Origin of the sequence: Paraburkholderia polaris (assembly GCF_012927345.1) — a bacterium.
In the GTDB taxonomy this organism is placed as follows: Bacteria; Pseudomonadota; Gammaproteobacteria; order Burkholderiales; family Burkholderiaceae; genus Paraburkholderia; species Paraburkholderia polaris.
On sequence record NZ_JABBGJ010000013.1, the window covers coordinates 49,193 to 61,705 of the forward strand.

General features: G+C 56.8%; 9 protein-coding genes, 1 tRNA gene and 1 pseudogene. 7 read left to right on the plus strand and 4 right to left on the minus strand.

Features of this window, described 5'->3' with window-relative positions:
- The first annotated feature begins 139 nt into the window (after positions 1 to 139).
- The 7 genes from HHL24_RS13840 (at position 140) to HHL24_RS13870 (ending at position 8,608) form a co-directional block, all read left to right on the plus strand.
- A complete protein-coding gene (locus tag HHL24_RS13840) occupies positions 140 to 1,231 on the plus strand; it encodes a DUF917 domain-containing protein (RefSeq protein WP_169486022.1) in 1,092 nt (363 codons plus the stop codon).
- The gene (locus HHL24_RS13845) at positions 1,228 to 2,790 is read left to right on the plus strand and encodes a hydantoinase/oxoprolinase N-terminal domain-containing protein (RefSeq protein WP_169486023.1); all 1,563 of its coding nucleotides are present in this window, start codon (positions 1,228 to 1,230) and stop codon (positions 2,788 to 2,790) included. Before HHL24_RS13840 ends, HHL24_RS13845 begins: the two co-directional genes overlap by 4 nt.
- A gap of 16 nt (positions 2,791 to 2,806) precedes the next feature.
- Positions 2,807 to 3,943, plus strand: coding sequence for an extracellular solute-binding protein (locus HHL24_RS13850; RefSeq protein WP_169486024.1), 1,137 nt, complete (start codon positions 2,807 to 2,809; stop codon positions 3,941 to 3,943).
- Between the two features lie 99 nt (positions 3,944 to 4,042).
- A complete protein-coding gene (locus HHL24_RS13855) occupies positions 4,043 to 5,527 on the plus strand; it encodes a DUF3138 family protein (protein WP_169486025.1) in 1,485 nt (494 codons plus the stop codon).
- A 96-nt stretch (positions 5,528 to 5,623) separates the two neighbouring features.
- Complete coding sequence (locus tag HHL24_RS13860) at positions 5,624 to 6,778, plus strand: ABC transporter ATP-binding protein (RefSeq protein ID WP_169486026.1); 1,155 nt, start codon at positions 5,624 to 5,626, stop codon at positions 6,776 to 6,778.
- Positions 6,775 to 7,731, plus strand: coding sequence for an ABC transporter permease subunit (locus HHL24_RS13865; protein WP_169486027.1), 957 nt, complete (start codon positions 6,775 to 6,777; stop codon positions 7,729 to 7,731). Before HHL24_RS13860 ends, HHL24_RS13865 begins: the two co-directional genes overlap by 4 nt.
- Position 7,732: 1 nt before the next feature.
- Positions 7,733 to 8,608, plus strand: coding sequence for an ABC transporter permease subunit (locus HHL24_RS13870; protein WP_169486028.1), 876 nt, complete (start codon positions 7,733 to 7,735; stop codon positions 8,606 to 8,608).
- Positions 8,609 to 8,640: 32 nt separating this feature from the next.
- Here HHL24_RS13870 and HHL24_RS13875 read toward each other — a convergent pair.
- The 4 genes and pseudogenes from HHL24_RS13875 to HHL24_RS13890 all read right to left on the minus strand — a co-directional run.
- A pseudogene (locus tag HHL24_RS13875) lies at positions 8,641 to 8,952 on the minus strand (IS6 family transposase); the annotation flags it as partial.
- Positions 8,953 to 9,090: 138 nt separating this feature from the next.
- Positions 9,091 to 9,171: transfer RNA gene (locus HHL24_RS13880), tRNA-OTHER, on the minus strand.
- Between the two features lie 109 nt (positions 9,172 to 9,280).
- On the minus strand, positions 9,281 to 10,612 hold the full coding sequence (gene hisD / locus HHL24_RS13885; protein WP_169486029.1) for a histidinol dehydrogenase: 1,332 nt from the start codon (positions 10,610 to 10,612) through the stop codon (positions 9,281 to 9,283).
- 252 nt (positions 10,613 to 10,864) lie between these two features.
- Complete coding sequence (locus tag HHL24_RS13890) at positions 10,865 to 12,508, minus strand: GMC family oxidoreductase (protein WP_206002855.1); 1,644 nt, start codon at positions 12,506 to 12,508, stop codon at positions 10,865 to 10,867.
- Positions 12,509 to 12,513: the final 5 nt, after the last annotated feature.

A 12,513-nucleotide genomic window follows, 5' to 3' on the forward strand; every position in this document is an offset into this window, starting at 1 on the left:
CAACGAGACGCCGGGCGCAATGCGCCTTCGGCTTTGTGGTGAAACCAGAGAACCGAGACGATTCAGCAAATGGAACAATGGACGAAGCAACCGGCCAACGCGCCGGGAATCGCATGCCAATCCACGAGTGGAGGTGCGCATGCGATTTCTCGATGAGGATGCAGTCAAAAACATCGCTTTGGGCGCAGCGGTCCTAGGCACGGGCGGCGGCGGCGATACGGCCGTCGGTCTTTTCATGGCCTTGGAGGAAATCCGGCGCAACGGTCCGATCGAGCTACTCGACGTACAGGAAGTGCCTTCCGATGCGTTGATTTTGCCGACGTCGATGATGGGCGCGCCGGCCGTATCCATCGAGAAACTGCCATCAGGACGCGAGTTAGACACTGTGTTTGACGACATGGAGTCTGCGCTCGGGAAAAAGGCATTCGCGACGATGCCGGTAGAAATCGGTGGAGGAAACGCGCTCGTCCCTCTCATTCTGGGTGCGCGCAGAAAACTACCCGTCGTGGACGCGGATGCAATGGGCCGGGCATTTCCCGAATACCAGATGGTTTCCTTTCATCTCCACGGACTCGGCGCACGCATAGCGACGTTCGCAGATGAGCGTGGAAATCGTGCCACCGTCCACCCCATCGATGGAGAGTGGGGCGAACGCATTTGCCGCCCCTTGGTCGATGCAATGGGCGCAAACGCGACCGTGTGCGACTTCCCGCTCAACGGCGAGGAAGTCCGCCGCTGCGCGATACCTGGCACCGTCACTCAGGCGGAAGCAGTCGGCGCGCTGATTTCAGGTACCAGTCAACGAACGGCCGACACGGTGGTTTCCGACCTCGTTTCAGCCTTAAACGGCTACCTGCTGATCGAAGGTAAGATCGTTGATCTGAAACGTCACACGAAGGGTGGATTCACGCGAGGTTCGATGGTGATTGAGGGGGTCGAGCGAGATAGCGGCCGCCGCGTGACCGTCAATTTCCAGAATGAATTTCTGGTCGCAAAGGACGAGGTCAATGTACTTGCGACGACGCCCGATCTGATTACGCTCGTTGACCGCGAAACTGCGCGGGCGGTCCCTACCGAGACGCTTGCGTACGGTATGCGCGTCGCCCTTCTCGCTTGTCCTTGCCACGCCCAATGGCGCACGAATATAGGCATTAAGACGACTGGCCCCCGTTATTTTGGCTATGGCGTCGACTATGAACCGGTCGAGCAGATCGCCAGGAGGCTGGCATGACTGCCTATCGGATTGGTATTGATGTCGGGGGTACAAACACGGACGCCGCGATCCTCGACGAAAATCTCAGATGCATAGCGACCGCAAAGGTGTCGACGACCGACGACGTCTTCGGCGGAGTGCGTGCTGCGATTAATACGCTGCTGTCCGAGACCGGCATCGCCGCGCGCGATATCGGGTTGGCGATGCTGGGCACGACACACTGCACCAACGCCATCGTTGAGCGCAAGCGCCTTCAGCGAGTTGGATTGCTGAGACTGGCCGGTCCTGCCACGGCAGCTGTCCCACCGTTGGCTAACTGGCCCGAGGACCTCGCAGCAGCAGTCGCACTGAAGTGGCAGATCGTGGGCGGCGGTTACGAGTACGACGGTCGCATCCTCAGTCAATTAGTTGAAGATGAGATTCGCGCAGTTGCTCGCGAATGGCGAGGAAATGTCGACGCCGTTGCTATCTGTGGCGTGTTCTCCAATATCAATAGCGAGCAGGAATGCCTCGCTGAGCAGTGGATCCTCGAAGAACTGGGCCCGATAAGCATCACCCTGTCGCACCGAATCGGCTCCCTGGGATTTCTGCCGCGTGAAAATGCCTCTATTTTGAACGCTGCGCTTGGCGAAGTGATGGGCGACGTGATTTCCGGCTTCGCAGAAGCACTAAAGGCGACCAAACTCGACCACGTGCGCGCCCTGATCGGGCAAAACGACGGCACGCTTATGTCTGCGGATGTTGCACGTACGTTCCCCGTTCTTACAATAGGATGCGGGCCGACCAACTCTCTAAAGGGCGCAGCCTTTCTCTCCGGCAGAAAAGACGCGATTGTCGTTGATGTCGGCGGAACGACTGCCGACATCGGCATGCTGTCCAAAGGCTTTCCGCGTCAATCCGCGCTTGCCGTCGATATTGGCGGGGTGCGGACGAACTTCAGAATGCCGGACATCATCTCTCTCGCGGTAGGAGGAGGCACCGTCATCACGAAAGATTCAACGGGCGAACCGGTAATTGGCCCGCAAAGCGTCGGCTATAGATTGACGACGGAAGCGATGGTATTCGGCGGAAAGACTTTGACTTTGACCGACATTTCAACTGTTCTAGGGGTCGGTCTTCGCATAGGAAATTGCGTCCCCGATGTCCCGGCTACATTCTGCAGCCGAGCATTCGACAGTGTATTGAAGCGGCTCGCCACAGGGGTCGATCGCATCAGGACCAATGCCGCTCCCCTACCCGTGATCCTGGTTGGCGGCGGAAGCGCGTTGTTCCCTGACCATATCGACGGAACCGACGAAGTCATCCGGCCCGCAAACTTCGGCGCCGCCAATGCGATCGGGGTAGCCATCGGAGATGTCAGCGGGGAGGTTGACCGCATCGTCACCATGCGTGATGAAATCCGTGAGCAGACTTTGGCGTCGTTGCGAAATGAGGCAATTCAGGCCGCCATCCTGGCCGGAGCCGACCCGGCCACCGTCGAAGTGCTCGAACAGGAGGACATACCTCTCTCCTATCTGCCTGGCAATGCAACACGGATTCGATTCAAGGTCGCCGGGCGTCTCCTTTCTCGTGCGTAAGCCACTTCCCATATTCATGGATCTATCAAAAATCATGGTACCCAAACCTCACCTGAAAGCAATACGAATTGCGATTTCATGCGTGTCTGTGGCAATGGCGTTCTGCGGACTAGCAAGGGCCGACGACGGAAATTCTCTCCATATCTACAATTTCTCCCAGAACATAGCGCCTGGCACCATCGAAAAGTTTGAGAAGGAAACGGGCATCAAGGTCACCTACGACGTCTACGATTCAGACGACACGCTCATGACCAAGTTGCTCGCCGGCGGATCGGACTACGACATCGTGGTACCCAGCAACAACTATTTCGCCAAGGAGAAAGAGGCGGGTATTTTCGCGAAAATTGATCTGTCCAAGCTTTCGAAGCTAAAGAATCTTGATCCGCAAATTGTCGAACTTATCAAAGCGAACGATCCAAAGGGGGAATACGGCGTTCCATACATCTGGGGTATCACAGGTATCGCCTACAACATCACAGAGGTAAAAAAACGCGTAGGCGCCGACGCCCCGCTGGACAGCTGGGACATGATCTTCGATCCAAAGTGGGCCGGAAAGCTGAAATCTTGCGGCCTCTCCTTGCAAGACAACGGCGGGGAAACTTTTCAGGACGCGCTGTTCGGTGCGAAGCTCAATCCCGACACCACGGATCCTAAAGACTTCAAGGTAGCGCTCCAGACGCTGAAAGCGATCCGTCCATCCATCACCCAGTTCAGTTCAAACAGTTATATAGACGACCTCGCCGGAGGCGACATTTGCGCAGCAGTAGCCTATTCAGGCGATGCTCAAACTGCCAAGTTACAGGCAAAGGCCGCCGGCCGGAAATTCGATCTAACATTTGTTATACCCAAGGAAGGTGCCCCACTCTGGGTCGATATGTTTGCCATCCCTGCTGCATCTTCCCACAAGGAAAACGCGACGAAGTTCATTGATTTCATGCTCCGCCCAGACGTCGCGGCAGCACAAACAAACGAACTCAAATATCCAACGTCGGTGGGTGCCGCCCGACCTTTGATCGACCCCAAGATCATCAACGACACCGCGATCTATCCCCTGCCCCAGGACATGAAGAGGGTGATCATGGAGAAACCGCTGCCTATTGCCGTTATGCGTCAGATCAATCGGGATTATCTGGAGCTCAAGGCAGGCCGATAAGACTTCGAGACGTCGCCGCCGGCGGCGTCTCAAACGAGATATCGAATATCTCTCAAATACATCGCATACCTAAATAAATAAACACTCGGGATTCGCGTAATGAAGAAAATAATAGGAGCATTGTTGATTGCCGGTTTGCCTGGCGTTTCGCACGCAGATACCAGCATCGACGAACTGAAATCGGAGCTGCTCACTCTTCAGCGGAAGGTTGATGACCTTGAAAAGTCGGCGGCCGCAGCCGCCTCCGCAAAGCCGCAGAACCCGGACCCGGGTGTGTCAGCCACTGAATTTGCCTCGCTTAAGCAACAGGTAGCCAAACAGGATTTGCAGGTCGAGACCTTGAGCACTGCCGCCAGTGAAGGTCCAACCGCGGGCCTTTCTGTTACAGGTTATCTCGACCCGGTATACCTCTACAATCGAAACGCCCGTAGCGGCGGGTTCTCCTTCCTGGACCATAACAGTGCATATACGTATTACAACGGAAATGCAGGAGATGTTTATCTGGATATCAAGAAGACATTTGGCGTCGGCCCACTAGCGCCCTCTGCAGAAATCCAGATCCAGCCAAACCGTGGCGCGGGCAATACCACGCTCGACGGCGCGAAGGGTAACAACATGTTCAACACGGCCTTCGTGACGATTCCGCACGACGACGCGAATCAGTTCGTGGCCGGCTTGATGCCCAGTTTGGCGGGATATGAGTATCAGCAATCGAACACGTTGCCGACGCTCACGCACAACCTCTTATACGACTTCAGTATTCCCGGATATTTTGTTGGAATTGGCTACAACGGCTCACACGGCGAGTACACGTGGAAGGTTATTCTAGGCAATGAACAGAATCTGACGCATGCAGCAACCGCATCGGACTCAAGCGCACGTCTTCATACAAACCTCACGCCGATGATCAACTGGCGGATTGACCGGTCCAAGGGTGCGTGGGATTGGGGTTGGTCGGCCGCTGTTGGTCGACAGCTGATTTATTCCGGCAATGCTGCAGGGGATTGCACGTCAGGAGGGTTCGGCTATAACTGCTCAAGCAGTGGTGCGTTTTCGACCTACATGTTCACGGAGATCGACGCTTCGTACGCGGTCGCCGATTCCACCTTCAATGCCGAGTTCGATCTAGGCAACCAGAAACACGCTGCATGGAACGGCGGCGATGCGACCTGGTGGGGCTTCTCGCTCCTGTACACCCAAAAGTGGCGCCTCCCGACTATCGGCTTAATGGGATTCGCGGCGCGCTGGGACTATCTTAACGACAGCAAAAACGGCGGCGGCGGCGGAAATACTTATGTAGGGGGATCGTCTATTGCCGGCTCAGCATCGCCTGGAACAGACGGCCTCAATGGATTTGGTATCGATCCCGCGTGCCTCGCTTCGTCCAATAACAACGGGCAAAGTTGTAAAGGTGCAAACCATCAGGATATAGCGCTGGACCTGATGTTCTACCCGGCCGTGAGTTACACAGTTAAGGTCGAATACAGACATGACTGGTCAAATCGCAATGTTTTCCAAAGAGCAGACGGCTCCTGGCGAAAGAGCAACGACGTGATTGGCACGACGCTCGTCTATACCTTCTGAGCATTGATCCCCACTCGAGGCGTACGTCGCTCCCCACGGCGCGATGCACGCCCCATCCAGTCAACGCAATCTCCATTTCAGACGGCTCATACATTCATGAATCTCACTGATGCCCCGCCCTCGCTCCAGCAGCAGGCTAGACACAATCATCAAGCGCACCGCCAATCCCAGTTCGTACTTATCGAGAACGTGGTTAAAAAGTTTGGGGACGTGGCGGCTGTACAAGACGTAAATCTTTCGGTGGATAAAGGCGAATTATTCGCCTTACTGGGGAGTTCCGGATGCGGAAAGTCGACGCTGCTTCGGATGCTCGCGGGCTTCGAGGCGCCCACGACCGGCCGCATTCTTGTGGACGGTATGGACATCACAGACCTTCCCCCCTATCGCAGACCGGTCAACATGATGTTCCAGTCATACGCGCTTTTCCCTCACATGACCGCTGCAGAAAACGTCAGCTTCGGCTTGAAATGGGAGAATTTGACGCGTGGCGAACGCAGAGAGCGTGTTATGGGCATGCTAGAGCTAGTTCAGATGACACAGTTTTCGCACAGGAAGCCCAGCCAGTTGTCGGGAGGCCAGCAACAACGCGTTGCGCTTGCCCGATCGCTTGCCAAACAGCCCAAACTTCTCCTGCTTGATGAGCCCATGTCGGCGCTAGACAGGCAAATCCGCCAGAAGACGCAGCTAGAACTTGCGAAGATCATCGAAAACGTCGGGGTCACGTGCATTATGGTGACGCACGACCAGGAAGAAGCGATGACCATGGCCGATCGCCTCGCCGTAATGAGCGGCGGCGCAATCGTTCAATGCGGAACACCTCGCGCAGTTTACGAGTTCCCGAATAGCCGCTTCACAGCAAGCTTCATCGGTACGGCTAATATTTTTAACGGTGTCACGGTGGAGGACGAAGCAGATCATGTTGTCATCCGGTGCGACCAGTTGGATTCGCCCTTGTATATCAACCATGGCATTACCGGCCCAGTCGGCATGTCCGTTTCTATTTCAGTTCGACCCGCTCGCGTTCGCGTTTCTTTCCGCAGCCCGCGTCAGCCGGCTAACTGGTCTTCCGCCCTTGTAACCGACGTGGCCTATATGGGCGACTATTCGATTTGTCATGTTCGGCTTCCTGCCGGCATGGTCTTACTGGCGAACATTCCAATACACGGCGCAACGGATGAGAAGGTCCCGGAATGCGGGGATCATGTCTTCGTATCGTGGGATGCAGTTGACGGGGTGGTACTTACGTCATGAAAACATTCCAAACCCGATCTGCGGCAACTGGTCCGCTGGTAGCGTTGCACACTGCGTTGGCGCGCTTGCGGTTGATATTGCCTTCCCGCCGCACGACTGCCATCGCTGTTCCCTCTGCATGGCTCGTGCTCTTTCTCGCGATTCCGCTGCTGCTCGTGCTCAAAATCAGTTTTTCAGAAGTGGCGCTTCGCAGCCCGCCCTACACCGACACGACTTCCGTACGCGATTCAGTGATTCGTATTGTCCTTAGTCTCCAACACTACGCGTACATCCTGACGGATCATCTTTACGTTTCGACATACGTTAGCTCCCTCAAAATTGCATCCATCTCAACCATCCTCAGCCTGGTAATTGGATATCCGTTTGCCTATTGCATATCCAGGGCAGCGCCTGGCAAGAGAAATCTTCTGATGATCGGCGTGATGCTTCCGTTCTGGACATCATTTCTAATTCGCGTTTACGCGTGGGTCGGAATCCTCAAGGACGATGGATTGCTCAATCGCGCGCTAATGGCAGCTGGGTTTATAGCGTCTCCGATACGTCTTTACCACACTGACCTTGGCGTCTACATCGGGATGGTGTACTCGTACCTGCCCTTCATGGTGATGCCACTCTGCGCGCACCTTGCAAAGATGGATCTGAATCTGCTCGAGGCAGCCTACGATCTCGGAGCGGGACCTGTTGAGGCGTTCTTCCGCGTGACCATCCCACTTTCCCGAAACGGCATCATCGCAGGTAGTTTGCTGGTCTTTATCCCTTCGGTTGGCGAGTACGTCATCCCTGAGATATTGGGCGGCTCTGGCACGTTGATGATCGGACGGCTTATGTGGGACGAGTTCTTCAACAACACCGATTGGCCGATGGCGTCTGCTGTCACCGTCGCGATGGTGGTACTGCTGTTGGGCCCCATCGCTGCGTTTCAACATTATCAAAATCGAGAGCGAGGTGTGTAGCATGAAAAACGCAACGGCCAAAGCCAGCACTGCAGTGCTAGTCATGGGATTTCTGTTTCTGTACGCTCCCATAATGAGCGTCGTCATTTATTCATTCAACGACTCGAGACTCGTCAGCGTGTGGTCTCATTTCTCGTTTCGGTGGTACACCGCGCTGTTGAGCGACGACGAGTTAATTGATGCCGCCGTACTCTCGCTAAAAATCGCGCTCCTGACGGCGTGCGCCTCAACGGTAGTGGGTACGTGGGCAGGGTTTATCCTCGCGCACTTCAATCGATTTCAAGGTCGAACGCTGTTCTCCTTGATGATCAATGCGCCGCTTGTCATTCCTGAGGTGATCATCGGGATTGCGTTGCTATTGCTTTTCGTTGCAATGGAGCAATTGTTCGGCTGGCCGCGCGGGCGAGGTTGGCTCACGATGACCATAGGCCATACCGTTCTTTGCGTGTCCTACGTCGCAATCGTAGTGCAATCCCGCGTAAAGGAACTGGACAAGGCAACTGAGGAAGCCGCACTTGACCTTGGCGCCGGGCCAGTCCGTGTTTTCTTCTACATAACCCTCCCGCTCATCTATCAGGCAGTCGTATCAGGGTGGCTTCTCTCATTTACGATATCAGTCGACGATCTTATCCTGAGCGCGTTTCTTTCCGGGCCAGGGTCAACCACGTTACCTCTGGTCGTTTTCTCAAGAGTGCGATTGGGCATGAATCCGGAAATGAACGCACTGGCGACAGTCGTCGTGGCTATTGTCACAATTGGAGTGTTCGTGCTGAACCGCTTTGTGCAAAATCGCGCCAAATCCGTTCCACCTCAAACCGTACCCAATCCTGAACAATCCCTAAGCAACATTCAGGACGGCTCTGTCAACTTAGCGTGAGTGCGCGATTCAAGGTCCAGTTGGACGAGCGATCAGAAAAAAAACGACGGATTTAGGCAGGCTTCGGCAAATTCGCACCAGGCGACGAAGCGGGCAGCGAGTTGTTTGCGGTAAAGCGAAGCGCGCAACAAATGCCGCTTGAGCGCGAAATGTTGCCGGATCAGCCCGAAGCACGAGAGAAATTTCTGTGTCCGCTTCGGGTCGCGAAAGCCGCGCATGCGATGCTCACGTTCGCGAGTTGGTTGATGACTATTCTCGGCGCGGTTGTTCACCCGTGCGAGCGCTTTGACGAACAAGTGCTTCACGTTCGCAAGCTCCGGAATCTCGGTTTTTGCTGCCCGGTACCCTGCTCGACGGCATCGCGAGCGAGGAAAAGCCGCGTTCGATCAATGCGCTCGCGAGTGCCCTGAACCTCGACATGACCCGATACTGGACGCCAAGCCGCGCCGCGTATTTGGATCATGTCAGCAAGGCGCGCATCGCGGAAGGCAGCCGGAGTCGAACCGACCTGAGCGCGTCTGACGCCCTCAACTGGGTTTGAAGCCCGGTCCTTTTGTCCGTCCTGCAAGGGTTCTGGGGCTTTGAGTGGCATTACAGTGTCGTTTCTCGCAAAGCGCCTCCCGGCGAGTCCTCCGGAGGTCGAGCCCGGAGGCACTCGCCGAGTCACACTTACTATTCAGCGACCGGCACCACAGGTTCGGCTGCCGCCTTGCCGAAGGCCACTTCGCGGTTTCCAAGCCGCCGCAGACGGATATTCGCCTGTTCTGCGTGACCTGAGAAACCTTCCAGAATGCACAGACGCGAGCAGTATTCGCCGACCAGCACCGACGCTTCATCCGTCAACACGCGTTGGTAGGTACACGTCTTGAGGAACTTGCCGACCCACAGACCGCCCGTGAAGCGCGCGGCTCTCGAGGTCGGCAGCGTATGGTTCGTGCCGATCACCTTATCGCCATACGCGACGTTCGTGCGCGCACCGAGGAATAGCGCGCCGTAGTTGCGCAGACGCTGAAGGAAATAGTCCGGCTCCCGAGTCATGACCTGAACGTGTTCCGACGCGATGCGGTCGGCTTCGCGGATCATTTCTTCGTCGTTCTCACAGACGATCACTTCACCGTAGCCTTCCCACGCCTTACGCGCGATCTCGGACGTATCGAGCAGGCCAAGCAGACGCTCGACTTCCACGAGCGTCTGCTCGCCGAGCTCACGCGACGTGGTGATCAGCACGGCGGGCGACGTCGGCCCATGCTCCGCCTGACCGAGCAGATCGGTCGCGACAAGCTCGCCGTCCACCGTATCGTCCGCGATGACGAGGGTCTCCGTCGGTCCCGCGATCAGATCGATACCAACTTGCCCGAATAGCTGACGCTTCGCCTCTGCAACGTACGCATTGCCCGGACCGACAATGATGTCGACCTGCGGAAATTCGCCGATACCCAACGCCATCGCTGTAACTGCCTGGACGCCACCGATGCAGTAAATTTCATCCGCGCCGGCGAGGTGAATGGCAGCGATCACAGGCGCGCTCGGACGGCCTTCGAACGGGGGCGATGTGGCAATCACACGGCTCACGCCGGCTACCTTCGCCGTGACGATCCCCATATGTGCCGACGCCACCAGCGGATATTTGCCGCTCGGCACATAACAGCCCACAGTTTCGACCGGCACATTCTTATGACCGAGAATGACGCCCGGCAGCGTCTCCACTTCGATATCGCGCACTGATGCCAATTGATGGCGCGCAAAGTTCCTCACTTGTTCCTGGGCGAACTTGATGTCGGCAATCTGTTGCGGAGTCAGCTCTGCCAGACACGCATCGATCTGCTCCTGAGTCAGGCGGAACTGCTCGGGGTCCCACTTATCGAATTTCGCCGAGTACGCATGCAATGCAGCATCCTTGCGCTCTGAAATATCGGCGATCATTTCTTCTACGACACGCCTCACCTGCTTAACATCGGCTTCGCCGGACGGCTGCGTGGTGGACGACTTCAAGTAGTACGACATATTTATTGCCCCTTAATCTCTATCCGCTGGTTCAATTTCCGTTTCTGCCAATCTGCTGCCAATCACGGGATACGTATCCCGCCCCGGGGCCGATCGATCTGCGACGGCCTTGGCTCACGCAGTGCGAAGTCTTTGACTCGTTGCGTCGGTGTAACCGAGTATGTGTTTTCAAAATCGGCGATTCAATTTCGCGACCACCGCGAAACCGACGCAATGTGACGCGCTATTGAGTTCTCTCAGGTTCCTTTACGGCTATGCGGATACCGTCCGGGCCTTCGTGTCCTCAACCATGCCGGATGGCGCTGATGCCAACGCCGGAAAACCCCGAATGATGTCCGACGCCTTTTCGCCGATCATCGTGCAAGCGGCATTCGTGTTTCCCGACGGAATGTTCGGCATGATCGACGCATCCGCGACCCGCAAGCCCTCGATGCCGCGAACGCGCAAATCGGGCGCCACCACGCTGTCGTCTCCACTGCCCATCCGGCACGTGCCGACCGGATGCAGCGCCGCTCGGGCGTTTTGGCGGAGATATGCGCCCAGTGCCTCGCGATCCTTGAAATGGCACCCGGGGTAATGGCGCCGTTCGACCACCGCACTGAACGCGGGCTGCGTCATGATCTCCGTGCCGATCGTGAATCCCTCGATCAATCGATCGAGGTCGTACTGTTCGGCCATATAGTTCGGCGCGATGCGCGGCAGCGCATACGGATCGCCGCTTCTGAGCGAGACGGTTCCTCGCGAACGCGGTCTGACGTGTTCGAAATTCAGTGTGCAGCCAGTGCCACCAGGAACGCTGTCCGTGCCTTCTTCAATGCCCGCGCCGACGATGAAAAAGTACTGGAGATCGGGCAGTGCATCCGACCGGGACCCGCGCGAGAACGCACCGGCCTCGATCAGATTGGAGGCGATGGGGCCGCTTCTCGCGACCAGGTATTGCAATGCCGCCCACGCCTTCCACGCGGGCTTTTTGTACCGGTCGTAGCTGTCGACACCTTTAAGCTGATAAACCAGCGACATCTCCAGGTGATCCTGCATGTTCCGTCCTACCGCAGGCAAGTCGGCCTGCACCGGTATGCCGTGTTCACGCAACTGCGCCGCGCCGCCGATACCGGAAAGCATCAGAAGCTTCGGCGTATTGATCGTTCCCGACGACACGATCACCTCGCCGTCCGTGCGCAATTCCGCACGAATGCCGCCCCTTTCATAACGGATCCCGACCGCGCGTCCTTGTTCGATCAGTACCCGCGTGACTTTGACGCCTGTCCAGACGTGCAGATTATTCCGGCGCATCGCCGGGCGAAGATAAGCACTGGCGGAACTGGAACGCAAGCCGTCTTTCACGGCGATCTGATAGATCCCGCAGCCCTCCTGATCGCCTCCGTTGAAATCGGCCGTGTAGGACATGCCATATTGTTGGCAGGCCTGCAGCCATTTGCGAGTCAACGGATGAATATAGCCAGGAAAACTGATACCCACTGGACCGTCGATACCGTGTTGCTCGCCGCAAAAATCCGCGTTGCTTTCCGCGCGCCGAAAGTACGGCAGCACGTCGCGATACGACCAGCCTGCCGCGCCGGCCTGTTCCCAGCCGTCGTAGTCAGCGGGATTGCCGCGGATGTAAACCATGCCGTTGACCGAGCTGCCGCCTCCCAGCACGCTCGCCTGAATCATGGTGTCGTTCTGCCCGCGTGGATATCCGGCAGCCGCCTCCCACGGATAGCGTTTAAGCAGAGGCCCCTGAGAAGTCTTGTAGTAGGTGCCGGGAAATTTGATGTACGGACTCGAGTCCGGCGGCCCCTCCTCGACCAGAACGACCGTGACCGAGGGATCTTCCGAAAGCCGCGCGGCGATGATGCATCCTGTCGTTCCGCCGCCCACTACGATATAGTTCACGCTCT